The 26107-nt window shown below is 60.2% G+C and carries 21 protein-coding genes; 4 read left to right on the forward strand and 17 right to left on the reverse strand.

Annotated features, from left to right (window positions below):
* Nucleotides 1-10 precede the first annotated feature (10 nt).
* From AB5Y82_RS04740 to AB5Y82_RS04750, 3 genes are read left to right on the forward strand one after another with little or no spacing between them, the layout of a single operon-like run.
* Nucleotides 11-1147, forward strand: a complete 1137-nt coding sequence (locus AB5Y82_RS04740; protein WP_368173719.1) for an FIST C-terminal domain-containing protein — start codon at nt 11-13, stop codon at nt 1145-1147.
* Nucleotides 1144-2601, forward strand: a complete 1458-nt coding sequence (locus tag AB5Y82_RS04745) for an HD domain-containing phosphohydrolase (protein WP_368173720.1) — start codon at nt 1144-1146, stop codon at nt 2599-2601. Before AB5Y82_RS04740 ends, AB5Y82_RS04745 begins: the two co-directional genes overlap by 4 nt.
* Before the next feature lies 1 nt (nt 2602).
* Complete coding sequence (locus AB5Y82_RS04750; protein WP_307896633.1) at nt 2603-4147, forward strand: HD domain-containing phosphohydrolase; 1545 nt, start codon at nt 2603-2605, stop codon at nt 4145-4147.
* Nucleotides 4148-4211: 64 nt separating this feature from the next.
* On the opposite strand, the gene purL is transcribed toward AB5Y82_RS04750, so the two are convergent.
* On the reverse strand, nt 4212-8135 hold the full coding sequence (gene purL, locus AB5Y82_RS04755) for a phosphoribosylformylglycinamidine synthase (protein WP_368173721.1): 3924 nt from the start codon (nt 8133-8135) through the stop codon (nt 4212-4214).
* A gap of 149 nt (nt 8136-8284) precedes the next feature.
* Between purL and mltF the strand changes: the two genes are divergently transcribed.
* On the forward strand, nt 8285-9769 hold the full coding sequence (gene mltF / locus AB5Y82_RS04760) for a membrane-bound lytic murein transglycosylase MltF (RefSeq protein WP_005344877.1): 1485 nt from the start codon (nt 8285-8287) through the stop codon (nt 9767-9769).
* A 373-nt stretch (nt 9770-10142) separates the two neighbouring features.
* Here mltF and AB5Y82_RS04765 read toward each other — a convergent pair whose 3' ends face one another.
* From AB5Y82_RS04765 to iscA, 16 genes are all read right to left on the reverse strand, one after another.
* Nucleotides 10143-10367 (reverse strand): zinc ribbon domain-containing protein, encoded by a 225-nt coding sequence (locus AB5Y82_RS04765; RefSeq protein WP_368173722.1) that lies wholly within the window; start codon nt 10365-10367, stop codon nt 10143-10145.
* Nucleotides 10368-10491: 124 nt separating this feature from the next.
* Nucleotides 10492-11988, reverse strand: coding sequence for a ribosome biogenesis GTPase Der (gene der / locus AB5Y82_RS04770; protein ID WP_005333794.1), 1497 nt, complete (start codon nt 11986-11988; stop codon nt 10492-10494).
* Between the two features lie 74 nt (nt 11989-12062).
* The gene (gene bamB, locus AB5Y82_RS04775; RefSeq protein WP_005333796.1) at nt 12063-13247 is read right to left on the reverse strand and encodes an outer membrane protein assembly factor BamB; all 1185 of its coding nucleotides are present in this window, start codon (nt 13245-13247) and stop codon (nt 12063-12065) included.
* Complete coding sequence (locus AB5Y82_RS04780) at nt 13240-13890, reverse strand: tetratricopeptide repeat protein (RefSeq protein ID WP_021229680.1); 651 nt, start codon at nt 13888-13890, stop codon at nt 13240-13242. Before AB5Y82_RS04780 ends, bamB begins: the two co-directional genes overlap by 8 nt.
* A 3-nt stretch (nt 13891-13893) precedes the next feature.
* On the reverse strand, nt 13894-15171 hold the full coding sequence (gene hisS, locus AB5Y82_RS04785; RefSeq protein WP_005351051.1) for a histidine--tRNA ligase: 1278 nt from the start codon (nt 15169-15171) through the stop codon (nt 13894-13896).
* Between the two features lie 138 nt (nt 15172-15309).
* Nucleotides 15310-16425: a flavodoxin-dependent (E)-4-hydroxy-3-methylbut-2-enyl-diphosphate synthase gene (gene ispG, locus AB5Y82_RS04790; RefSeq protein WP_005333801.1), complete on the reverse strand. Its 1116-nt coding sequence runs from the start codon at nt 16423-16425 to the stop codon at nt 15310-15312.
* Between the two features lie 10 nt (nt 16426-16435).
* The gene (rodZ, locus tag AB5Y82_RS04795; RefSeq protein WP_159157089.1) at nt 16436-17404 is read right to left on the reverse strand and encodes a cytoskeleton protein RodZ; all 969 of its coding nucleotides are present in this window, start codon (nt 17402-17404) and stop codon (nt 16436-16438) included.
* Complete coding sequence (tapF, locus tag AB5Y82_RS04800) at nt 17394-18185, reverse strand: PilW family type IVa pilus biogenesis/stability lipoprotein TapF (protein WP_106844530.1); 792 nt, start codon at nt 18183-18185, stop codon at nt 17394-17396. The genes rodZ and tapF overlap by 11 nt, the downstream gene beginning before the upstream one ends.
* 11 nt (nt 18186-18196) lie before the next feature.
* Entirely contained in the window at nt 18197-19300 is a 1104-nt protein-coding gene (locus AB5Y82_RS04805; RefSeq protein WP_005344856.1) for a bifunctional tRNA (adenosine(37)-C2)-methyltransferase TrmG/ribosomal RNA large subunit methyltransferase RlmN, read from the reverse strand.
* 167 nt (nt 19301-19467) lie between these two features.
* Entirely contained in the window at nt 19468-19896 is a 429-nt protein-coding gene (gene ndk, locus AB5Y82_RS04810) for a nucleoside-diphosphate kinase (protein WP_005333805.1), read from the reverse strand.
* Nucleotides 19897-20163: 267 nt separating this feature from the next.
* Nucleotides 20164-21447, reverse strand: a complete 1284-nt coding sequence (pepB, locus tag AB5Y82_RS04815; RefSeq protein ID WP_005359802.1) for an aminopeptidase PepB — start codon at nt 21445-21447, stop codon at nt 20164-20166.
* Nucleotides 21444-22748, reverse strand: a complete 1305-nt coding sequence (gene pepB / locus AB5Y82_RS04820; RefSeq protein WP_368173723.1) for an aminopeptidase PepB — start codon at nt 22746-22748, stop codon at nt 21444-21446. Before pepB (AB5Y82_RS04820) ends, pepB (AB5Y82_RS04815) begins: the two co-directional genes overlap by 4 nt.
* A gap of 173 nt (nt 22749-22921) precedes the next feature.
* Nucleotides 22922-23260 (reverse strand): ISC system 2Fe-2S type ferredoxin, encoded by a 339-nt coding sequence (fdx, locus tag AB5Y82_RS04825; protein ID WP_005333808.1) that lies wholly within the window; start codon nt 23258-23260, stop codon nt 22922-22924.
* Nucleotide 23261: 1 nt separating this feature from the next.
* On the reverse strand, nt 23262-25109 hold the full coding sequence (gene hscA / locus AB5Y82_RS04830; protein ID WP_368173724.1) for a Fe-S protein assembly chaperone HscA: 1848 nt from the start codon (nt 25107-25109) through the stop codon (nt 23262-23264).
* 28 nt (nt 25110-25137) lie between these two features.
* The gene (gene hscB / locus AB5Y82_RS04835; protein WP_005351031.1) at nt 25138-25656 is read right to left on the reverse strand and encodes a co-chaperone HscB; all 519 of its coding nucleotides are present in this window, start codon (nt 25654-25656) and stop codon (nt 25138-25140) included.
* Nucleotides 25657-25774: 118 nt separating this feature from the next.
* Complete coding sequence (iscA, locus tag AB5Y82_RS04840) at nt 25775-26098, reverse strand: iron-sulfur cluster assembly protein IscA (protein WP_005333812.1); 324 nt, start codon at nt 26096-26098, stop codon at nt 25775-25777.
* Nucleotides 26099-26107 lie beyond the last annotated feature (9 nt).

Below are 26107 nucleotides of genomic sequence, written 5' to 3' on the forward strand. Positions count from 1 at the left end.
GTTCAGATTGATGAAGCAACACTACGTTTGCCAATTTAACCCGACAGAACTGGCCGCCACGCTGGCACCCTTGCAAGGAGGCAAGCTGACCATACTGTTGGCCGAACAGGATTGCGCGCAGGTTCCCCTGTTGCAGCAGTTGTGCCGCGACTTCAACATCGCCCTGGATGGCGCCATTTTCCCCCAACTGATCGGTGCGCAAGTATTGTTGCCGCAAGGGGCCTGGCTACTGCCCAGAGCCAACCCCTATCACGCCACACTGCTGCCCCTGACACCGCAGGCCAGCGCAGCATCCCTTGCCCACCTGATTGCGGAACAGGTGGAGAGCATGCTGGCCACCTGGCCAACCCCTTCGCCGCCACCAACCCTGTTTCTGACCTTCGACAACCTCATTCCCAATATCGCCTCCATTCTGGATGCGCTTTATCTGCAGCTGGCCAATCGCGTCAACTATGCCGGCGCCAACGCAGGCAGCGGCAGCTTCACCCCTATTGCCTGCCTGTTCGACAATCAACGGCAACTTGCCTACGGGGTCACCTGCACGCTGCTGCCCAGCAACAGCTTTCCCTTTCTGGAACATGGTTATCAACTCTCGGCACAACCAATGCTGGCCACCAGCAGTGAAGCGAACAAGATTGCCTACATCGACTGGCAACCGGCCTTTCAAAAATATCAGGGGCTGATCCGCCAGCAATTCCAGCACACTATTGTGCGCGAGGAGCTCTACCGCTTCGTGGTGCACATGCCACTGGGCCTGCTGCGGGCCAACGGGGATGTGATTGTCAGGATCCCCGTCGAGGCAAACGATGACGGCGCCCTGCTCTGCGCCGGCGAGGTCGCGGAGCACAGCATCCTCACTCTGCTGAAGGCGCCAGAGAGTGCCACCGAACATGCCTGCTCACTGGCCAGGCGCCTTAACCAGCAACAAACCCTCACCCGGGCACACTTGCTGGAGGTCTACTACTGCGCGGGACGCCAGCTGCACTTCGACCAGCAGACGGTGACCGAGCTGCACACCCTGCTGACCCACTCGGGGGCCGGCGATCTGGCAGGAGCCCTCTCCCTTGGCGAAATTGGCAGCGTGCGCCACGGGGATTACCCCCAATTTCATAACGGCGCCATTCTCTGTAACGGGGCATTGATATGAACAACGACCACGCCATGGCCATCGTCTGCGATCTGGCGCTCTGCATCGGGCGTGAAGTCACGCTGGATGCGCTGCTCACCAAGGTACTGCAACGTTTTATGCATCACTGCGCCACGCCGGTTGGCGCGGTATTGCAGCAGCAACAGGAGGGATACAAGCTGCTCAAGGTGATCGGCGACGAGCAGCTGCGCCAGCACACCGGCACCACCCTGCCACTGCCTGGGTGGGTCAGCGAGGAGGAGCACTGCCTGCTGCAACAGACGCTCCCCCTGCCGGGCAGCCGCCCCTACCAGTTTGCCTATCGGCTCAAGGTTGAAGGGGGTTATCTCATCTTGCTGCTCGCCCCCCAGCCACATCAGCAGATCGTACCGGTCTGCCATCTGTTCAGCCCGGTGCTCGGCAACCTGGCCCGCGCCATTTCCCTCTGCAAGGACAGCGAGCTGCTCGCCCTGCGTCAGCAGGCCGAACTGAAGGATCTGAAACACTTCAACGAATCCCTGCTCAAGGCCATCCCGATCCCTGTGTTCTACAAAGATATCGAGGGGCGGTTTCTGGGCTGCAACCAGGCCTTCAATCAGGTGATCGGCATCGGCAAGGAGGCGCTGCTGGGTCGACGAGTCGAGGAGCTGCTGCCAGTCGGGCTTGCCGAGGCCTACAGCATGCGGGAAGCCGAGCTGCTGCGAAGTCGCCAGCCCCAGTGCATCGAACAGCAGTTGCATGACCGCAATGGCATGCGCTATCAGGTCATCTGTTTCAAGGATCTCTTCTATGACCATCAGGGGATGGTTGCAGGCATCATCGGCACCCTGGTCGACATCACCCGCCTCAAGGAGAGCGAGCGCCACCAGCGTGACCTGCTGTTCCAGACCATCAGTGCCCTCGCCAGCGCCATCAGCCACAAGGATCGCAACAGTGCGGGCCATGAGCTGAGGGTGCGCGATTTGGCACTGGCCATCGGGCAGGCCATGCAACTGCGGCAAGAGCGGCTGGATGCGCTGGGACTGGCGGCCATGGTGCACAATATCGGCCTGCTGCAGATCCCCACCGAGATCATCACCCGCCCACGTGAATTGCGGCCGGTGGAGTTCGAACTGATCAAGCAGCACCCCCAGGCCGGCCACGATATTCTCAAACAGATCGACTTCCCCTGGCCCATCGCCACCATAGTGCTGCAGCACCACGAAAACCTCGATGGCAGCGGCTATCCGCAGGGGCTGGCGGGCAACGCCATTACCCTGGAGGCGCGCATTATCCGGGTGGCCGACTCGCTGATCGCCATGACCTCCCATCGCCCGTTCCGCCGGGCCATGCCCCTGAGTGACGCCATTGCCGAACTGACCCGCTATGCCGGGATCCATTACGATGAAAAAGTGGTCAACAGCTGTATCGTGCTCTGGCAGACTGGCTACCACTTCGGCCCTCCCATCAGTCAACTTACAGACAAGGCGGGATAAGATGTCCGAACTTCTCACCTCCTGTGCACTCCCCCACCCACTGACCGATGCGCTCCCCTCCTCGGCGCTGTTGCTGACCCAGGTGATGGATCAGCTTCCCTATCGGGTGCTGCTCAAAGACACCCGATTCAGCTACATTGCGGGCAACCGCCTGCTGGCGGCGGATCTCGCCCTCTCCCCAGAGGCACTGGTGGGCAAGAATGACTGCGACTTCTTTCCCCCCGAACTGGTACAACGCTATCGGGAGGATGACGCCCGAGTCATGCGCGAGGGGATACACCAGCACATCGAAGAGCCCTATCTGAAGGGGGGAGAAGCCCGCTGGCTCAGCACCACCAAGTTTCCCCTGCGTGATGAGGCGGGGAGTATCGTGGGGGTCGGCGTCTTCTTCGAAGACATTACCGAGCAGAAGTGGCAGCAGGAGAAACTGCAACAGTACAGCTGGACCCAGCAGGCGATCAGCCGCGCCCACCACGCCCTGCTCAAACCGGGCGATGAGCCGCAACTGCTGCAGGATATCTGCGATGCCATCGCCGTCGATGACCGTTTTCCGCTGGTGGCAGTGCTGCAAGGCCAGCCCGAACTCGCCCAACCGCCGAGGATCGTGGCGCAGGCAGGCAGTGCCGATGCCTCGGAACAAACGCTGTGGTTGAACGATGAGGCCCTCACCCAGGCCATCCTCCACCAGCGGCGTCTCAATCAGGTGATCTTCCACGAGCGGCCCCATACCGGCCACCACCCGTTGCGTTCCCGCCTGCTTATCCCCTTGCCACTGCAGGAGGATCTGGCCGGTGCGCTGATCATTCACAGCGACCAGCCGCGGTTGTTCAGCCAGGAGGAGGAGCAGCTCTTCATCCAGCTGACCGACTACCTCACCTATGGCCTGCAGGCGCGCCATACCCAGCAGGCTTATCTGCGCTCGCAACAGGAGAAGATCTTCCATGCCCGCCAGCTGGAGCTGGCACTGGAAGATGCGCTGGGTGCCATCGCCGCCGTGCTGGAGCAGCGCGATCCCTATACCGCAGGCCATCAGAAACATGTGGCCAAGCTGGCCCAAGCCATCGGCCGGGAGCTCAGGCTGGAAGAGAAGCGGCTGCGGGGGATCTATCTGGGCGCCATGGTGCACGATATCGGCAAGATCCAGGTACCGGCTGAAATTCTCACCAAACCGGAACGCCTCACGCCACTGGAGTTCGAGCTGGTCAAGGAACACCCCGCCATCGGCTATCTGGTGCTCAAGGATATCGACTTCCCCTGGCCCATCGCCCGGATGATCCACCAGCACCACGAGTATCTCGATGGCTCCGGCTATCCGCTGGGACTCAAGGGGGATGAGATCCTGCTGGAGGCCCGCATCCTCACCGTCGCCGATATCGTCGAATCCATGTCCTCTGATCGCCCCTATCGCGCCGCCCTCGGCATTCCCCAGGCCCGTGAGCAGATCATCCAGATGCGCGGCCATCAGCTCGATGCGGATGTGGTGGATGCCTGTCTGCGGATCCTCGACCGGGGAGACTTTATCCCCCAACCGCTCGGCAAGCCGTAACGACACGGATAAAAAAACCGGCCAAATGGCCGGTTTCTGTTTTTATGCGCTGGTGCTGTCTCTATTAACCCAGACGAACCCGGGCGTTGCGGAACATCCGCATCCAGGCGCCGTCCTCGCCCCAGTTGTCGGGGTGCCAGGAGTTGGCCACGGTGCGGAACACCCGCTCCGGGTGCGGCATCATGATGGTGGCACGGCCATCGGTGGTGGTCACGGCGGTGATACCATCCGGCGAGCCATTCGGGTTGGCCGGGTACTGCTCGGTCACGCTGCCGCGGTTGTCGACAAAGCGCAGCCCTACCAGACCGCTCTGCTGCAGTGCGCTCAGGTGAGCGGCATCGCGCACCTCGACACGCCCTTCCCCGTGGGAAACGGCAATAGGCATCACCGAGCCTGCCATGCCGGCGAAGAAGGCCGATGGGGACTCCTGCACCTCAACCAGACTGAAGCGGGCCTCGAAGCGCTCGGAGCGGTTGCGCACAAAGCGCGGCCAGAGATCGGCACCCGGGATGAGATCCCGCAGGTTGGACATCATCTGGCAACCGTTGCAGACACCCAGAGAGAGGGTATCGCCGCGCTCGAAGAAGCGCTGGAACTGCTCACGGGCGTTGTCATTGAACAGGATGGACTTGGCCCAGCCTTCACCGGCACCCAACACATCACCGTAGGAGAAGCCGCCACAGGCTACCAGGGTCTGGAACTCCTCCAGCTTGATGCGACCGGAGAGAATATCGCTCATATGGACATCGACCGCCGCGAAACCGGCACGATCGAACGCCGCCGCCATCTCCACATGGGAGTTGACCCCCTGCTCGCGCAGCACCGCCAGACGGGGGGAGACCCCACGGGCGATATAGGGAGCAGCCACATCCTCGGACGGGTTGTAAGTCAGCTTGGCATGCAGACCCGGATCGGTGGCGTCCTGACGGGCCGCGTGCTCACTGTCGGCGCACGCCGGGTTGTCGCGCAGGCGCTGCATCTGCCAGCTGGTCTCGCCCCAAATGGTGCGAAGGGCAGTGCGGCTGGCGCGATAGACCTCCTGACCGCCCCGCTGCAGGGTGATGAGATCCCCTTCGCGCACGGTACCGAGCACATGGGAGCAGGCCGCCAGACCGTGGCCGGCCAGCAGGGTCATCACCGCCTCTTTGTCTTCACGACGCACCTGAATGACGGCGCCCAGCTCTTCGTTGAACAGTGCAGGCAGCAGCTCGCCGCCGATGCGATCGAGCTGGATGTCGAGGCCACAGTGGCCGGCAAACGCCATCTCGGTCAAGGTGACGAACAGGCCACCGTCAGAGCGGTCGTGGTAGGCGATCAGTTTGCGATCAGCCACCAGTGCCTGAATGGCGTTGAAGAAGCCTTTGAGCTGGACCGGGTTGTCGAGATCCGGCGCCTTGTCACCCAACTGGCGATAGACCTGCGCCAGCGCCGAGGCGCCGAGGCGCTGCTTGCCATTGCCAAGGTCGACGAGGATAAGGTCGGTTTCACCGAGATCGGTACGCAGTTGTGGCGTGACTGTGTTGCGCACATCCTCGACTCGGGCAAAGGCGGAGATGAGCAGGGAGAGCGGCGAGGTGACGCTGTGCTCCTTGCCATCCTGCTGCCAGCGGGTCTTCATGGACATGGAGTCCTTGCCCACCGGGATGGTGATACCCAAGGCCGGGCAGAGCTCCTCGCCCACCGCTTTGACCGCCTCATAGAGACCGGCATCTTCCCCCGGGTGACCGGCAGCGGCCATCCAGTTAGCGGAGAGCTTGACCCGCTTGAGGGAACCGATGTGGGCCGGCGCCAGGTTGGTGAGCGCTTCCGCCACCGCCATGCGAGCGGAGGCGGCGTGGGAGAGCAGCGCCACCGGGGTACGCTCGCCCATGGACATGGCTTCGCCGTGATAGCTGTCGTAGGTCGCCGCGGTGACGGCGCAATCGGCCACCGGGATCTGCCAGGGGCCAACCATCTGATCGCGATTGACCAGACCGGTCACGCTGCGATCGCCGATGGTGATAAGGAAGGACTTCTCCGCCACGGTCGGCAGGCGCAGTACCCGCTCGGCCGCGTCACTCAAAGTGATGCCATCGAGCTGGAGCGCTTTGCCTTGTGCAGGCAGAGTCACCACGTCGCGGTGCATCTTGGGTGCCTTGCCGAGCAGCACGTCCAGCGGCAGATCGATGGGCTGATTGTCAAAGTGGCTGTCAGAGAGGGTCAGATGCTTCTCTTCGGTCGCGGTGCCGATCACGGCATAGGGGGCGCGCTCGCGCTCACACAGGGCCTTGAACAGCGGCAGCTTGTCCTGCGCTACCGCCAGCACGTAACGCTCCTGGGATTCGTTGCACCAGATCTCCAGCGGGCTCATGCCCGGCTCGTCGCTCTGGATGGCGCGCAGATCGAAACGACCACCGCGCTCACCGTCGTTGACCAACTCCGGCATGGCGTTGGAGAGACCGCCCGCCCCCACATCGTGGATAAAGACGATGGGGTTGTCGTCACCCAGCTGCCAGCAGCGATCGATCACCTCCTGGCAACGACGCTCCATCTCGGGGTTGTCACGCTGCACCGAGGCAAAGTCGAGATCTTCGGCTGACTGGCCGGAGGCCATGGAGGATGCGGCACCGCCGCCCAGACCGATGTTCATCGCCGGGCCGCCCAGCACGATCAGCGCCGCGCCGACCGGGATCTCCCCTTTCTGGACATGTTCGGTGCGGATGTTGCCGATGCCGCCTGCCAGCATGATGGGTTTGTGGTAGCCACGCACCTCGACACCGTTGTGGCTCGGCACCTCCTCTTCGAAGGTACGGAAGTAGCCGAGAATGGCCGGACGGCCGAACTCGTTGTTAAACGCGGCGCCGCCGAGCGGCCCCTCCTGCATGATGTCGAAGGCGCTGACGATGCGGCTCGGCTTGCCGAAATCCTGCTCCCAGGGCTGCTCGAAGCCGGGAATGCGCAGGTTGGAGACGGAGAAACCGACCAGACCCGCCTTGGGCTTGGCACCGCGACCGGTGGCTCCCTCGTCGCGGATTTCGCCGCCGGAGCCGGTGGCTGCGCCCGGGAACGGGGAGATCGCGGTCGGGTGGTTGTGGGTCTCCACCTTCATCAGGATGTCGACCTGTTCCTGGTGATACTGGTATTCGCCGTTGGCCGGGCTCGGGAAGAAGCGGCCACCCTGGCTCCCTTCCATCACGGCGGCGTTGTCTTTATAGGCAGAGAGGACATGATCCGGCGTCTGCTCGAAGGTGTTCTTGATCATCTTGAACAGCGACTTGGGCTGCTGCTCGCCATCGATAGTCCAGTCGGCATTGAAGATCTTGTGACGGCAGTGTTCGGAGTTCGCCTGGGCGAACATGTAGAGCTCGATGTCGTTGGGGTTGCGACCCAACTTGGTGAAGTTCTCCACCAGATAGTCGATTTCGTCGTCGGCCAGCGCCAGACCGAGCGCCACGTTGGCTTCGGCCAGGGCTGCGCGACCACCGCCCAGCACATCCACCTGGGTGAAGGGGCGCGGCTCGTGGTGAGCAAACAGGGCGGCAGCTTCACTCATCTCGGCAAACACCACTTCCATCATCCGATCATGGAGCACGGCGGCAATGGCGCTGCGCTGGGCGGCACTCAGCTCCCCCTGCCCCTTGATGGTCAGGTAATAGGCAATACCACGCTCCAGCCGCTTGACCTGTTTCAGGCCACAGTTGTGGGCGATGTCGGTTGCTTTGGAAGACCAGGGGGAGATAGTGCCGGGGCGGGGGGTAACAAGAAACAGCTGACCGCTGGGGGTGTGTTCGGGGATGGTCGGGCCGTAGCGCAAGAGCTGGCCCAAGGTCGCTCGCTCGGGGGGAGAGAGGGGGCTTGTCAGCTCGGCAAAGTGCACATACTCGGCATAGACATCCTCTATCTCTACTCCGCTCTCTACTCCACTCTCGTTTCTCATCTGTGCGAAGCGTTGCAGCAGTTTTTGGACACGAAAATCAGACAGTGCTGGGGCACCACGCAAGATATCCATATGACCTTTCTCACCAAGTTTTAAAGTGGGGGGGAATTGAGACGCGCGTATTATAGGGATCTGGCTCACAGCGGACAAACGTTTTTCTCACTTCGTGCAGTGTGACTCTGCGCACACTCTCTGGTATAAAGGTGCCTCTTTTTTGACAAATGCCGATTTTTTCAACAAAGGTACTCACCTACTTGCGCTGCATTTTTCGACTGTTTATCGGGCTGTTGTTGACGCTGACGCTGGTTGGCTGCGACTTCTATAGCCCCTCCAGCCAGCTGGAGCAGATCCGCCAGCGAGGCGAGATCCGGGTTGGCACCATCTATGGTCCCACCTCCTATTACCAGCGTGACGACCTCGCCCAGGGGTTCGATTACGAGCTGGCGCAAAATTATGCCGACTGGTTGGGGGTGAAACTCACCATCATCCCGGTCGACACCACTGACCAACTGGTCACCCTGCTGAAAAAGGGCAAACTCGATCTGGCGGCTGCCGCCATCATGGTCACCCCCGAACGGCGCGAGCTGTTTCGCTTCGGCCCGGGCTTCTATCAGGTCTCTCCCAAACTGGTCTACCGCAACGGCAAACCCAAGCCGGCCTCATTGAACGATATCAAGGGCAAGCTGGTGGTGGCCGCCGGCTCCACCGGTGAAGATCTGCTCAAAGAGATGAGCAAAGAGAATCCGAAACTAGCCTGGAGCACCAGCGACAACGCCGATGTGGAGGAGCTGCTCAAGCAGGTGGTGGATGGCAAGATTGACTACACGGTGGTGCAGGATACCGTGCTGGCCCGTACCCAGCGCTACTACCCGGAGCTCACCGAGGGGCTGACCCTGGCCCAGAAGCAAACCGTTGCCTGGGCCATGAGCAAGCTGCCCGATGACAGCCTCTATGCCAGCGTGATCGACTTCTTCGGTCAGCGCTTTATGGATGGTGCCATCGCCAAGCTCGACGAGAAGTACTTCGGCCACGTGCAGAACTTCGACTTTGTCGATACCCGCACCTTCCTCAAGCGCGCCAAGAGCCTGCTGCCCAAGTACCAGCCGCTGTTCCAGACTCACGCCAAGAATATCGACTGGCGTCTGCTCGCCGCCATCAGCTATCAGGAGTCCCACTGGGACCCGCAGGCCCGCTCCTACACCGGCGTGCGCGGCATGATGATGCTGACCGAGCCCACTGCAAAAGCGATGGGGGTCAACGACCGGCTTCATCCGGAAGAGAGCATCAAAGGTGGCTCCCTCTATCTGCAACAGATGATGGAGAAGGTGCCGGATTCGGTGCCCGATGACGAGAAGGTGTGGTTTGCCCTCACCGCCTACAACATCGGTTACGGCCACATGATGGACGCCCGCCGCCTGACCAAAGAGCTCGGCAAGAATCCTGACGCCTGGAGCGACGTGAAAGAGGTGCTGCCGCTGCTGCAGCAAGCGCGCTGGCACCGCAAGGTACGTTACGGCTATGCCCGTGGCAGCGAGGCGCGTAACTATGTCAACAACGTGCGCCAGTACTACCAGAGTCTGCTCTGGCTCGACAACGAGCAACAGAAGGCACATCAGCGGGAGAGTCTCGACAACGACAGCGAGCCCGAGCTGGCCGAGCGCCCCACCGCCATCGCCGAAGTGGTCAATCAGATCACCATGCGCTAACCAGCCATTATTCGGCTGTTTTCACGCAAACTTCTCTGTTACCATCGATTCACATCGGAGCCTATCCGAAATCGCATTGTTTTCATTATGTTGAGAGATTAAATAACAGCAATTTCGGATGGGCTCCATCAATGACCCAAGGCCGGGATGGCCAACTGAGTTGGGAGGAGACCAAGATGCAAAAACGTAGAAAAATCAGTCTGGTCAGAAAAGCGAAGTGCAGCTGGAGCCCCAGACGCAAACTCAAGCTTAATGACATCAAGCGCAACCTGTGGCGCAGAAATCGATCCTATACCCTGCTTATTGCAGAGCACACAGCATAAACCCGGCATTCGCCGGGTTTTTTTATCTTCTTTCTCACCTGAATACTGTCTTACACCAGCGCCGCCTTGAACTGTACCGACCGCTTGGAGATCAGCGAGTTGCAGTGGTTGCAGAAGTAATCCACCGCGCCGCACGCCTTGAGACGCTCCAGCTCCTGCTGGCAGGTGGGGCAGATGGCAGTAACCCGAACAGGGGCCTGGCACTGGCCACAGGTTTGCTCCTTGCTGCAGGTATCCAGTTCAGCCTGGCATGACGGGCAAAGCAGGGCTTCCATAATCAACTCCTCAAAAAGTGGATCTGCCATGGTCTTGTTCCATGGCAGATCCCCCTCCCCTTATTCCTCACCTTAACATGGCGAGGATAACAAAGCGGCTGCCGGTGAGGGCAGCCGCAAGGACTTATTTCTTCTTCATTTTCAGCAGGCGTTTGCGCTGACGTTCCTGACTCAGGGTCATGGTGTTCTTCTTCCCTTCAAACGGGTTGACCGACTCCTGGAACTCGACCCGGATCGGCGAGCCCATGATCTTGAGGGACTTGCGGAAATAGTTGATCAGATACCGCTTGTAGGAGTCCGGCAAGTCGTTCAGCTGGTTGCCGTGGATCACGATGCGCGGCGGGTTGTAGCCACCGGCGTGAGCATATTTGAGCTTGACGCGGCGACCGTTGACCATCGGCGGCTGGTGATCTTCCTGCGCCATCTGCATGATGCGGGTCAGCATGGCCGTGCTGGTACGACGGGTGGCGGACTGGTAAGCCTCCTGAATGGATTCAAACAGGTGGCCGACGCCGCTACCGTGCAGGGCGGAGATGAAGTGGACGCGAGCGAAGTCGATGAAGCCCAAGCGACGATCCAGCTCGTTCTTCACATCCTCTTTCACCTTCTGATCCAGACCATCCCACTTGTTCACCACCAGCACCACGGAGCGACCGGCGTGGAGCACATAGCCAAGGATGCTCAAGTCCTGATCGGTGATGGTCTCCTGGGCGTCGATCACCAGCAGGCAGACGTTGGCATCTTCGATAGCTTTCAGGGTCTTGATAACGGAGAACTTCTCAACCGTCTCGTGCACCTTGCCACGACGACGCACACCGGCGGTGTCGATAACCACATACTTCTGCTCGTCACGCTCCATCGGAATGTAAACGGAGTCACGGGTGGTGCCGGGCATGTCATAGACGATGACCCGATCTTCACCCAGCATGCGGTTGGTCAGGGTCGATTTACCGACGTTGGGACGACCAACGATGGCGAACTTGATGGGCAGGTCGGCGAACGGGGTCTCCTTGGTGTCCTCTTTGGTATCGAGTTCACCGGCAGCCACCATACGCAGCAGGGCTTCTTCGTCGAAGTCCTCCTCTTCCTCATCCTGCGCATCTTCATCGGTAGCGGAGTCGACCAGGGTCTCCAGATGGGGAGCCAGGGCCAGTTCCAGCAGGCTCAGCACGCCACGACCGTGGGCGGCAGCGATCTGGTAGACCTCGCCCAGCGCCAGACCGTAGAACTCGGAGACCGCGGAATCACCGTCGATACCGTCGGTCTTGTTGGCCACCAGAAATACCTTCTTGTGGGCCTTGCGCAAGTGCTCGGCGATGGCTTGATCCGCCGCGGTCAGACCGGCACGGGCATCCACCATGAACAGCACGACGTCCGCTTCTTCGATGGCCAGCAGGGATTGCTCGGCCATCTTCAGCTCGATCCCCTCTTCGGTGCCATCGATACCGCCGGTATCGACCACGATAAATTCCAGCTCGCCCAACTTCGCCTGACCGTATTTACGGTCCCGGGTCAGACCGGGAAAATCGGCAACCAGGGCATCCCGAGTACGGGTCAAGCGGTTAAACAGGGTGGATTTCCCCACGTTGGGGCGGCCCACCAGGGCTACTACAGGAGTCATAAAAGCCTCATTCTCAAGACGACAAAGGCTCCGGGTCCGAAGACCAGGAGCCGGATATTCACATTATCGGACGATCAAGGACGCTTGAGGGCGTACAACTTGCCGTCACGGCTCTGCACATACAGGGTCTCGCCATCCACCAGCGGGGCGGCGTAGAGACCACTGCTATCGAGCTGCTGCATCGCCTTGATGGTACCGTCGGTACGATCAAGCCAATACAGGTATCCTTCCACATCACCCACCACCACATAGTCACCGAAGATGACAGGTGCAGTGACGGTACGATTTTCCAGCTGGGTGTTGGACCACAGCTCCAGACCGTTGCGACGGTCGATGGCAAACAGATGGCTGCGACTGTCGGTCAGCACGATGGCATTGCCGGTCATCGCCAGATCGCGATAGCCGGAATACTTGCGCTTCCACACTTCATCGCCGGTCATCAGTTTGCGCGCCATCAGCTGACCGTTGTAGGCGATGGCGTAGAGCTCATCACCGGCAATCAGCGGGCTGGCATCGACGTCAACCATGCGGTCCAGCTCGGTGGCACCGCGCGGATCAGCCACCTTGGACTGGCGCACAGGCTGGCCGTTGCTCAGCAGGGCGATGCCCACCTTGCCATCGGCACGACCGTAAATCACGGCGCCGTTGGTGATCACCGGTGCACCGGCACTGCGCAGGGTCAGCGGCGGCTGCTCTTCGGAGAGCGACCACTGCATCTTGCCTTCATCAGTGTCGAGGGCGATCAGGCGACCGGAGGTGGTCAACACCACCACGCGGCCATCTTCCACCGCGGGGCTTGCCACCACTTCGCCGGGCACATTGGTCTGCCACAGCACTTCGCCATTCTCTTCGTTCAGGGCGTAAACCACCCCGTTCTCGGAGCCGAGGAACAGCTTTCCGTAACGGGAGACCAGGCCGCCGGAAAGGCGGGCGCTGCGCTTGTCGGCGTTGACCGGCAGGTCGGCCAGATCGACAGTCCAGAGGCGATCGCCACTGGCACGGTCAAAGGCGCTGACATCGCCGTCACGGGCCGCCGCATAGATACGATCCTCTTCCACCACCGGCTTGAGCTGGGAGTAGAAGTCACCGATACCATCACCCACAGTAGATGACCATGCGGTGTCGGCAGTGAAGGCAGATTCAACCTTGGGCAGCGGCGCCATCGGGTTGAGATCCTCTTCGGAACTGAACAGGGAGCAACCCTGCAGAGCGAAGGAGACCGCAGCCCCCAGCGCCACCATCTTGAATAAATTACGCATCCGGTGCCTCACCAGTCGCTACGGCCGGCAGGGCCAGATCGTCCATTTTCAGCTTGAGCTCGGCGCTACCCTGCAGGCCGCCGGCATCCGCCGCCGCCTGATAGGCATCACGAGCCTCTTCGGTCTTGCCCTGCTTTTGCAGCACATCACCACGGGCTTCGGCTACCTGCGCCTTGAAGGCCTCATTCTGGATGGTTGCCAGCTTGGCCAGCGCTTCATCTGCCTTGCCCTGATCATTCAGCACACGGGCCAGACGCAGCGCCGCGATGGGACGAATGCTCTCGTCACCCGTGGTCGCCACCAGCTCCAGCTGCTCGGCAGCCAGATCCAGCTTGCCCGCCTTGACGGCAGCGGCAGCCAGTTGCAACGCGGCCAGTTCACCGTAGGAGTCACCCTTGTTGGCGGTAACAAACTGCTGTGCCTGCTCGAAACCGGCGGCATCGCCCTTGGCCAGCTGCTCAATCACCTGGTTGTAAGAGTGGGAGGAGGCCTCCATGGTCTCTTGCTGGTGCTGGTTGTAATAGCGCCAGCCGAACAGACCGACCAGACCGATCACGGTCCCGGCAATCACCGAGGTTCCGTTCTCTTTCCACCACTCCTTGATAACCTCAACCTGTTGTTCTTCGGTGGTATAGACTTCCACAGCTTACTCTCCTTTGGCTGCCAGCAGGGCAATGGCGGCGTCAACCTTGACGGTCTGTTGCTCGGCCTGACCACGCAGATATTTGATAGTGATCTCCCCGTTTTGCACCTCGGTCTCACCAAGGATCAGGGCGATTGCCGCGCCGCTCTTGTCGGCACGTTTGAGTTGTTTCTTGAAGTTGCCACCACCGCAGTGGCTCATCAGGCGCAGATCCGGCAGGGCATCGCGCAGACGCTCGGCCAGCTGGAAGCCAGCCTGTTCGGTCCCCTCGCCCACCATCGCCAGATAGACATCCACCGCCGGGCGGATATCGGCGTTGAGCTCGAGAGTTTCCAGCATCAGCACCAGACGCTCCATGCCCATGGCAAAGCCCACGGCCGGGGTCGGTTGACCGCCCAGCTGCTCTACCAGACCATCGTAGCGGCCACCGGCACAGACGGTGCCCTGGGCACCCAGACTGCTGGTGACCCACTCGAACACGGTCAGGTTGTAGTAGTCAAGACCACGTACCAGACGCTCGTTCACTTCGTATTTGATACCGGCAGACTCGAGCAGGCGCTTGAGCCCCTCGAAGTGGGCCAGGCTCTCTTCGCCCAGATGGTCGAACAGACGCGGGGCACCCGCCAAAATGGCCTGCACCTTTTCATCCTTGGAGTCGAGCACCCGCAGCGGGTTGCTGTACATGCGGCGCTGGCTCTCTTCGTCCAGCTGCTCCTTGTACTGCTCCAGATAGGCCACCAGCGCATCGCGGTAAGCGGCACGCTCGGCGCTCTGACCCAGGGTGTTGAGCTGCAGGGTGACATGCTCGCTAATGCCAAACAGACGCCAAAGACGGTGGGTCAGCATGATCAGCTCGGCGTCGATGTCCGGCCCGTTGATGCCAAACAGCTCGACACCGAACTGGTGGAACTGGCGATAACGGCCCTTCTGGGGACGCTCGTGACGGAACATGGGGCCCATGTACCACATCCGGCGTTCCTGGTTGTAGAGCAGACCGTGTTCGATACCGGCACGGACGCAACTGGCGGTCCCTTCCGGACGCAGGCTCAGGCTGTCGCCGTTGCGGTCTTCAAAGGTGTACATCTCTTTTTCGACCACGTCGGTCACTTCACCGATGGCGCGCTTGAACAGATGAGTCTGCTCGACAATCGGCATGCGCACTTCGCTGTAGCCATAGCTGGCAACGACCTGGCGCAGGATCTGTTCAACCTTCTGCCATACCGGGCTCTGCTCCGGCAGGCAATCATTCATACCGCGAATAGCTTGGATCTGTTTTGCCACGTTGATACTCGAGAAAAAGAGGTAAAATTTGGCCGCATTATAGGGATTTTCCCCCCCAAGGTAAAATCAGGGAATCCGGATGCGGGATTTAAAATCAGTCACCTGGAAAAAGGGCCACCCAATGTGGCCCTGTTTCGCTCACTCCTTGTCCATCGGGATCCGGTTGGCGGGATCCAGCATGGCGGCGCGGGCGCGAATGCGGCGCTCCAGAGTTGGAATGAGATCCTTGTTGTCGAGCCGATCGACCCGCTGGCCCCCTTCATAGAAGGCACTCTTGTTGGCGGCACCCGCCAGACCAAGGTCGGAGACCAGCGCTTCGCCCGGCCCATTCACCACACAGCCGATGATGGAAACATCCATCGGGGTGATGATGTCTTCGAGCCGCTCTTCCAGCGCGTTGACAGTGGCGATCACATCGAACTCCTGCCGTGAGCAGGATGGGCAAGCGATAAAGTTGATGCCACGGGAGCGAATACGGAGGGATTTGAGGATATCGAAACCTACCTTTACCTCCTCCACCGGATCCGCCGCCAGCGAGATACGCAGGGTATCGCCGATGCCGTCGGTAAGCAGCATACCCAGACCGATGGCAGACTTCACCGCGCCGGCACGGAAACCGCCCGCTTCGGTGATGCCAAGGTGCAGCGGCTGCTCGATCTGCTTGGCCAGCAGGCGATAGGCACCGACCGCCAGGAACACATCGGAGGCCTTGACGCTCACCTTGAAGTCCTGGAAATCGAGACGATCGAGATAGTCCACGTGACGCATGGCGGACTCCACCAGCGCCTCTGGGGTCGGCTCGCCGTACTTCTCCTGGATATCTTTCTCCAGCGACCCGCCATTGACCCCGATACGGATCGGGATATTGAGGTCGCGTGCACAATCGACCACCGAGCGCACCCGCTGCTCGTTGCCGATGTTGCCCGGGTTGATACGCAGGCAATCGGCACCGTACTCGGCCACTTTCAGGGCGATGCGATAGTCGAAGTGGATATCGGCAACGATGGGGATGCGGGTTTGCTGTTTGATGAGCCGGAAGGCTTCCGCCGCTTCCATGGTGGGCACGGAGACACGGACGATATCGGCACCGACTCGCTCGATCCGCTGGATCTGCTCGATGGTGGCGGCGACATCTGTGGTCTTGGTATTGGTCATGGTCTGCACGGTAATGGGGGCATCGCCCCCAACCGGTACATTACCAACCATGATCTGTCTGGATTTACGACGAATGATGGGTGATTCGTGAGAAGACATGGGAAACAGATTACTCCTGCGGCAGTGAGAAGCGGGCTGTACGACCGTTGTTGTAACGGCTCATATCAAACGACTGACCCTTGTAGTCAAGCTTGACGGCCATGGGCGCGCCAATGATGAACTTCAGGGGCTCGGCGCCTTCCAGCACCAGCTCGTCGTTGGCCTTCTTCAGACCACTGAACAGGGTCTTGCCGTTGGCATCCTTCACATCCAGCCAGCAATCGGCGGTGAAGCTCATCTTCAGTTGCGGCGCAGTCGCCGGATCAACGACAGCCTCTTCAGATTCAGTGCCATTGGCACCGGATACAGCAGCATCGGTCGCAGTGCCGACAGCCGCACTGACATCGGTCGGGGCAACAGCCGCAGAAGCAGGCGCCAGGGTAGCCGTCGCATCGGAGACCACTGCTGGGGCAGCCACGTCCGTGGCGGCCGGTGCGATGGTAGCGCCTTCCACCGGAGCGGTGTTGATCGCATCGGGCGGCGTGATGGCAGGTTCAGCCGGAGTCGAACCGGTTGCACTCATCTCGGTGGCTGCCAGCGCTTCATCACCGGCGGAGCGGCGTGAAGTACTCTGCCACCACCAGGCGACCGAGAGCGCAATCAACACCAGGATCACCAGCCAGGTCACCACCTTGAGCCGACTGTCGTTGGCTTGCTGGCGGGAGCGACGGGAGAAGCTCTGCATGTCGATATTGTCGGGAGGAGTCAGACCCAGCTTGTCGTAAGCGGCCAGAATGGTCTCGTCGGGGATCCCGACCAGCTTGGCATAGGTACGCAAATAACCCCGAATAAAGGTATGGGAGGTGTGCTTGTCGTAGGTATCCGATTCGATAGCGGCGATCAGGGTCAGACGAAGGTGAATGCGGGACGCAACCTGTTCTCGTGTCCAGCCAAGCTGTTCACGGGCATTGCGCAGCAATTGGCCTGGGCCTACTGCCTGGGAGTCGTCTTGGAAATCGTGTTGCTGTTCAATAGTCATTGGCTAAATAACGCTTGGCTTGTTGCGAAGTGGGATATTGCCTTACCAGCTCAGTCCCGAATTGGTGAAGTAATGCCGGCTTGTCCATCGCCTGTGCCAGCCGAAGTCTCAACCAGAGACTCTCCTCGTTCTCGTCTGACACATCGGCAAAACGGGCGAGGTAGGACTGCACATCAGGCAGCTTGCCATCTTTCATGGAAAGCTCGGCCAAGTCCAGCAATAACCCTGGATTGCGGGGATTATACCCCAAGGCCAGGCGATAGTACTCGCCTGCTTTATCATTTCTGCGATTTTGCAGCGCACAAAGTGCCGCATTTTCATAGGTATCGGCAATTTTTACATAGCCTGGCTGAATAACAGCCTGGTTGAACGCCTGATCTGCCTCGGCATACCTGCCGCGATCACAGAGGAAGGCACCATAGTTGTTCATTGCGTCAGCATTGGACGGATCCATGGCAAGGGCGTTCTTGTAATGGGTCTCGGCTGCCTTGAAATCTCCTACCTTCTGGTAAAAGTAGGCAAAACCGATTTGGGTCTGGGGGTTGGAGGGGTCATACTGGAGGGCGCGGTCAAGATTGAACTTGGCCTGCTCGGCATTGCCCTGACGCAGGTACTGGATACCCAGGTCGAGGCGGGTTTGGGCAGCCGCCTTGAGGTCAGGACCCACTTCACGCTGGGTCGAGTTCTGGCCAGCGTAAGTGGTCTCGGTCACACAGCCTGGCAGCGCGCAGAGCGCTGCCACTACGATCAATGTACGTGTATCCATTCCCTGTCTATACAATGGCTTAGCATTTAAACCATTTTGACGGAAATCCCATCCTGTTGCATCCGATTTTTGATAGTTCGCTTGGTACGGTCAATCACGTCACCCACCAGCTGACCACAGGCGGCATCGATGTCATCACCACGGGTCTTGCGGACAATCACGGTGAAACCGTACTCCATCAGCACCTTGGAAAAGCGATCGATACGGCTGTTGCTCGGCTTGCCGTAAGGGTTGCCCGGGAAGGGGTTGAACGGGATCAGGTTGATCTTGCTCGGAGTGTCCTTGAGCACCTTGGCCAGCTCGTGAGCATGCTGCATATCGTCATTGATATGATCGAGCAGCACATACTCGACGGTCACCCGACCACCGTTGGCATTGGATTTGGCCAGGTAACGACGGACACCGGCGAGGAACTCCTCGATGTTGTACTTGTCGTTGATCGGCATGATCTCGGAGCGCAGCTTGTCGTTCGGGGCGTGCAGGGAGATAGCCAGCGCCACGTCGATCTGGTCACCCAGCTTGTCCAGCGCCGGTACCACGCCAGAGGTAGAGATGGTCACCCGGCGCTTGGAGATGCCAAAGCCGTAGTCATCCATCATCAGACGCATGGCGGGCACCACGTTGGCGAGGTTGAGCAGCGGCTCGCCCATCCCCATCATCACCACGTTGGTGATGGGACGCTTGCCACCGACCACACGGGCAGCACGCCACACCTGACCGATGATCTCGGAGACTTTCAGATTGCGGTTGAAGCCTTGTTGAGCCGTGGAGCAGAACTTGCACTCCAGCGCACAGCCAACTTGAGAGGAGACGCAGAGGGTCGCGCGGTCATCTTCCGGGATGTAGACGGTCTCTACCTCCTGATCGCCCACCTGCAGAGCCCACTTGATGGTGCCATCGGCAGAGCGCTGCTCGCGGCTGATCTCGGGAGCCTTGATCTCGGCGATCGCCTTGAGGCGCTCTTTAAGCACCTTGTTGACGTTGGTCATCTGATCGAAATCATCACACCCAAAGTGATAGATCCACTTCATGACCTGATCTGCCCGGAATGGCTTCTCGCCCAGTTCGACGAAAAAGGCACGCATGGCATCCCGATCAAGATCCAGCAGGTTGATTTTTGTTTCGCTCATCAATGGCCTCAGTTCAAACACTTCATCAATTATTGGCTGACGACGTCAGGGGGCGGCATTGTACAAATAATGGGTCTGGCTTTCCACCTGGAGAATAGAGGGATATTGCGTAAACGGCGAAAACAACAAAGGGAGCCGAGGCTCCCTTGGGTCATCATCCACAAAAATCAGCCGCGCGGGCAGATCTCGTTGTCAGAGAAGAAGTAGGCAATTTCGCGGGCAGCGGATGCAGGTGCATCGGAGCCATGCACTGCGTTGCGATCGATGCTCTCGGCATAACAGGCACGCAAGGTACCAGCCAGCGCCTCTTTCGGGTTGGTAGCACCCATGATCTCGCGATTGCGACGGATGGCGTCTTCCCCTTCCAGCACCTGCACCATGACAGGGCCAGAGGTCATGAAGCTGACCAGATTGTCATAAAAAGGCTTGCCCTGATGCTCGGCATAGAAACCGGCAGCCTGTTCACTGCTCATGTGCAGCATTTTGGATGCCACCACTTTCAAGCCTGCGCTTTCGAAACGGCTATAGATGGCACCGATCAGGTTCTTGCTGACAGCATCCGGTTTGACGATAGAGAAGGTACGTTCGATGGCCATTGATATCTTTCCTTAACTACAGAGTTTTATTGTTAGAATCCATGTTCGCTGGCGATTATACGTAAACAAAAACCGGAAAAACACACAAACAAGCAACTTTTTATTAAACATCACTCCCTTGCAATCAACATCCACACTCATCTTGACCGAGCAGAGCAGGAAAATATGTGCGCTTGCGCACGATAGTTACCTTAAGCCGCCAAAATCCCATCTTTTGTTCACAATTCGAACAGCATAAAAAAGGCACCCGAAGGTGCCTTGTCTCGCCTATTTGGCTTCAGCCAGCAGGGCCCGCGCTATGGTGCGCATCCCCAGGGTATTGGCCCCCGGCGCCCAGAGAGCATCGCCGTTGTCACTGAAGCAGGCGGCCAGATCGATATGCAACCAGCCCATCCCTTCGTTGGCAACGAAACGGGAGAGGAAACCCGCCGCGTTGGAGGCGCCACCCGGCCCGCCCCCCTTCACCGGACGGCTGTTGGCCGTGTCGGCGTAATGGGAGGGGCACTGCTGGCGGTGCCAGGGCTCCAGCGGCAGCGGCCAGGCAGGCTCATGCTCGGCATCGGCATAGGTCATGGCCCGGCTTACCAGCCCTTTATCGAGGCCGAACAGAGCATTGTAGCGCCCACCCAGCGCCATCACAGCAGCACCGGTCAGGGTCGCGGCATCGATGATCAGCGGTGCGCCGGACTCGCTCGCCAGTTGCAGGCCGTCGGCCAGCACCAGCCGCCCCTCGGCATCGGTATTCACAATCTCGACCGTGGTGCCGTTCTTGTAGGTGAGGATGTCGCCCAGCTTGTAGGCGTGGCCGGAGACCAGGTTCTCGGCGCAGCAGAGGATCAGCTTCACCCGCTTGTCGAGCCCGCGCAGCATGGCCAGCGCCAGCGCACCGGTGACAATCGCCGCGCCCCCCATGTCGCACTTCATGGTGAGCATCCCCTCGGAGCTCTTCATGGAGTAGCCGCCGGAGTCAAAGGTGATCCCCTTGCCCACCAGCGCTGCCGCCACCGGCGCCTTGGGGTCACGCCCCGGGTTGAAGTCGAGCTCCAGCAATACCGGTTCGCGCGCACTGCCGCGGCCCACCTGATAGAGGCCGACCCAGCCCGCCTGTTGCAGCGCTTCGCCTTTCAAAATGCGATGACTCACCTTGTCCGGCGCCAGCTCGGTAATAAAGGAGGCCGCTTCCACCGCCAGCTCCAGCGGGCCCAACTGCTCCGGGGTGGCATTGGTCATCTCGCGCACCCAGCGGCCGCAGAGCCAACGCGCTTCCAGCTCCTCTCTGTCCTCTTCCGAGGACATGGCCCACTGCAGTTGCACCTCCGCCTTGGGGGTTTGCAGCCCTTGGGCAAAGGCCCACTGCTGTTCACGCTCCCAATGACCAGCCAGGGTCACTTTCTGGATCCCCTGCTGGCAGAGGCGACGGGCCGCTTGCTGGATATCGAGCAGCGGATTGGCCGTTACCAGATGGATCACCATGCCGTCGGCGCGGTGAGAGAGCAGCGCCCCCTCCCCCCACTCGGCCGGTGCAAATTCACGACTTAACCAGACATTCATGCGGTCACCTCCTGCAGCCAGCGGGCGATGGTGCGCAGACCGTGCCCCTTGGCGCCGGTCGCCCAGAGATCGTTGCCCGATTTCTGATAAGAGGCCGCCAGATCCAGGTGCACCCAACCCTTACCCTCATCACGCACGAAGCGGGAAAGGAACGCAGCAGCCGTGGTGGCACCGGCCGTGCCTTCTGCCGAGGCGACGTTGCCCAGATCGGCAAAGGCCGAGGTGAGCTGGCTGGCATGCCAGGGTTCCAGCGGCAGCGCCCACGCCTGCTCGTTTTCCACCTTGGCGGCGGCCAGCGCACGCAGCTGTTCGGTCTCATCGAGGGCAAACACCGCATTGTAGTCGCGCCCCAGCGCCATCTTGGCGGCGCCGGTCAGGGTGGCTGCGTCAAGGATATAAGCCGCACCGCTGTCGGAGGCCGCCATCAGGCCATCGGCCAGCACCAGACGACCTTCCGCATCGGTGTTCTGGATCTCGACCGAAACCCCATTCTTGTAAGTGAGGATGTCGCCCAGCTTGAAGGCGTGGCCGGAGACCAGGTTCTCGGCGCAGCAGAGAATGAGCTTCACCCGCTGGTTCAGACCGCGGCTGATAGCCAGCGCCAGCGCACCGGTCACCATGGCCGCGCCGCCCATGTCGGACTTCATCGGCAGCATGTTGTCAGAGGACTTCATGGAGTAGCCACCGGAATCAAAAGTGATCCCCTTGCCCACCAGCGCCGCCACCACGGGCGCATTGCGATCACCGGTCGGGTTGTAGTCGAGCTCCAGCAGCACAGGCTCGCGCTCGCTGCCACGGCCAACCGACCAGATCCCGATATGGCCGGACTCGCGCAGCGCTTCACCGGCGGTGATGCGGGCAGTAACCTGATCCCCGGCCAGACCACGAATGAGCAACAGGGCCGATTCCGCCAGACTCATGGGGTAGATCTCTTCCGGACAACCATTGGTGATGTCACGTACCCAGCGAGCCGCCTTGATCAGCGCATCCAGTTCACGGGCTTCCGCGTCGCTCTGCTGGCCGAAATCCAGTTCACGCGCACCCTTGGCGGCGTAGAACCCCTGGGCGAACGCGTAGCGACGCTCCAGATCCCAGCCTTCACCGACCAGCGTCACCCGCTTGATCCCGCTCGATTCGAGGCGACGGGCGGCGCGCTGAACGGTGCGCAGAACATCCTTCTGCTGACCGGCGGCACCAAGATGGATCAGTGCCTCGTCGCCATTGAAACTGAGCTGGGCGCCCTCGCCCCAATAGGCGGCCGCAGCCTGGGTGGATAACGCTACCTTCATCATGTCAGCCATCGTGTTTGCTTCCTTTTTACTGGCACTATGTATAAGCACTCTTTATGGGAAAGAGCTTATTGGCAAAGAGAGAATAACGAATACAAAAAAGGCCGTGTCCCCGAGGGTCACGGCCTTCCACCATATCACCGAAGCACCACAGGATGCTGCACGTGCAATTCACTCATGTGTAATTAATGGCGTTCAGAGGCAAGGTTCAGGGTGTACTTGGGCAGTTCCACCACCAGATCCTCGTCCGCCAGTTTTGCCTGGCAGCTGAGGCGCGATTCCGGCTCCAACCCCCATGCCTTGTCCAGCATGTCGTCTTCCAGCTCGTCACTTGGCTCGAGCGAGTCAAAGCCCTCGCGCACCACGCAGTGGCAGGTAGTGCAGGCACAGGATTTCTCGCAGGCATGCTCGATTTCGATACCGTTGCGCAGCGCCACATCCAGAATGGTCTCGCCGCTTTGCCCCTCGAGGGCGGCGCCATCCGGACAGAGTACGGGATGAGGAAGAATGATCAGTTTTGGCATATTACACCTTGTTGACGTTTTGTCCGGTCAGCACCTTGCGGATGGAGGCGTCCATCCGGCGGGCTGCAAACTCGCCACTGACAGCATCGGCTGCCTCAATGGCTTCTTTGATTTGATGGGTTGCGCCGCTGTTGCGCATGGTCAGCAGATGGGCGATGGCGGCATCAATCTCGGCACGCTCGGCAGTATTGAGCAGGGCATCGCCATCGGCGGCCAGCGCCGCATTGAGACTCTCGACCACCCGGTCGGCTTCAACCTGCTGCTCGGCCAGCATACGGGCATCCATATCCTGCTGGGCATTCTCGATGGAGGCACTCAGCATGTTGAGGATATCCTGCTCCGCCAGCCCGTAAGAGGGCTTGACCTGGATCTCGGCCTGCACGCCGGAGGATTTCTCCATGGCGCTGACCGAGAGCAGCCCATCCGCATCCACCTGGAAGGTGACGCGAATATGGGCGGCGCCGGCTGCCATTGGCGGAATACCGGTCAGGGTAAAGCGGGCCAGGGAGCGGCAATCGGCCACCAACTCGCGCTCACCCTGTACCACGTGAATGGCCATGGCGGTCTGACCATCCTTGAAGGTGGTGAACTCCTGGGCGCGGGCAACCGGAATGGTAGTGTTGCGCGGGATCACCTTCTCAGCGAGGCCACCCATGGTCTCCAGACCCAGCGACAAGGGGATAACGTCCAGCAGCAGCATCTCGGCATCGGGCTTGTTGCCCACCAGAATATCGGCCTGGATGGCGGCGCCAATGGCGACCACCTTGTCCGGATCGATGCTGGTCAGCGGCGTACGCTGGAAGAACTCGCCCACCAGTTCACGCACCAGCGGTACGCGGGTGGAGCCACCGACCATCACCACTTCCAGCACTTCCACCTGCTCAAGGCCCGCATCGCGCAGGGCCCGGCGACAGGCCAGCAAGGTCCGTTTCACCAGCGGGGCGATGAGTTCATCAAACTGGCTACGGCTCACTGAACCCTGCCAGCCAGCAAAGGTGCTCGCCACCTGCTCGGCATCGGTCAGGCCGTGTTTGACGGCAGCGGCCACATCCAGCAGCTCGCGCTGCAGATGGGCATCCAGCTCGCCGGAGAGGCCCGCTTGCTCCTTGATCCAGTCCGCCAGCAGGTGATCAAAATCATCACCGCCGAGGGCGGAATCGCCGCCGGTCGCCATCACTTCAAACACACCGCGGTGCAGACGCAGGATGGAGATATCGAAGGTGCCGCCCCCCAGATCGTATACCGCGATCACCCCTTCCTGACCGGAGTCAAGGCCATAGGCAATCGCGGCCGCGGTCGGCTCGTTGAGCAGTCGCAGCACGTGCAGACCGGCCAGACGGGCCGCATCCTTGGTGCCCTGACGCTGGGCATCATCGAAATAGGCGGGCACGGTAATGACCACGCCGTCGAGATCGCCACCCAGGGTCTGGGCACCACGCTCGGCCAGCTTTTTGAGAATTTCGGCCGAAACCTGCACCGGATTGACCAGCCCCTGACGGGTTTGCAGTTGCGGCATGCCATTGTCGGCGGCAACAAACTGGTAAGGCTGCTGGCGGGTATCGATATCGGCCAGCGCCTTGCCCATCATCCGTTTGACCGAGACGATGGTGTTGTGAGGATCGAGCGCCGCTTCGCGCTTGGCATCAATCCCGACTCGAATGGCCTCGCTTTGATAGTGCACCACTGACGGGAGCAGGTCGCGCCCTTGCTCATCGCAAAGGGTATCGGCGTGACCGCTGCGAACCGCAGCGACGAGAGAGTTGGTGGTGCCGAGATCGATGCCGACGGCACGTTTGTGCTGATGAGGAACAGCGCTCTGGCCGGGTTCGGCGATTTGCAGTAATGCCATGGGTAATGAAACTTCCAGCGTTAAAGGATCAAGACTCGAGAAGCGAGTCTTCGAATCGTTCCAGCTCTTCGAGGAGCTTGTCGACAAACTTGAGTTTGCGAACGCAATCAGCGGCAACGAGATCTCTGCCGGCGGCAAGAGACTCGGTCAGCTGCTGCATCAACATCTGGTGATCATGCCTGATCTCACTGCGAAAATCCTTGATGGCGCGCTCAGGGTCGGCGTCATCTTTCAGATCGGCCAGACGCTCGCGCCACTCCAGCTGCTGCATCAGAAATGCGGTATCTTGCAGGGTCTGCTGTTCACCACGGATATCAGTGCCACGCAGGGAGAGCAGATATTCTGCACGGCGTAGCGGCGCCTTGAGGGTGGTGAATGCTTCGTTGATCTGGGCGGCACGTTGCACAGCAGCCAGCTGCTCCCGTTCGGGGGCGGTGGCAAAACGATCAGGATGGAATTGGGTTTGCAGCTGGCGGTAGGTATCAGCCAACTGACGGGTATCGAGCTCGAAGCCTTCAACCAGCCCAAACAGCTCGAAATGATTCATGCAAACCTCTTGGGAACATTCGCCACAACCTCACTCGCCCCTGGCAAATGAGATGTGGTTGAACGGGTCATGGGCAACCCGCTCAACCACAGACGAAGGATCATTGACGTCAAACAACTCAGACACTGAAGCTTTCGCCGCAACCACACTCGCCTTTGGCGTTGGGATTGTTGAACTGGAAGCCCTCGTTGAGGCCCTCCTTGACGAAATCCAGCTCGGTGCCATCCAGATGGATCAGGCTCTTGGCATCGACAATAATCTTGACGCCCTGCTGCTCGAACACCTGATCCTCATCGGTCAGTTCATCAACGAACTCAAGCACGTAGGCCAGACCGGAGCAGCCGGTGGTTTTGACGCCGAGGCGCAGGCCAATGCCCTTGCCCCGGTTAGCCAGAAAAGAGGAAACCCGTGCCGCGGCGGCATCTGTCATGGTAATAGCCATACTGCTCTC

It is taken from the genome of Aeromonas sp. s13, from assembly GCF_040907905.1.
GTDB classification, from domain to species: Bacteria; Pseudomonadota; Gammaproteobacteria; order Enterobacterales; family Aeromonadaceae; genus Aeromonas; species Aeromonas veronii.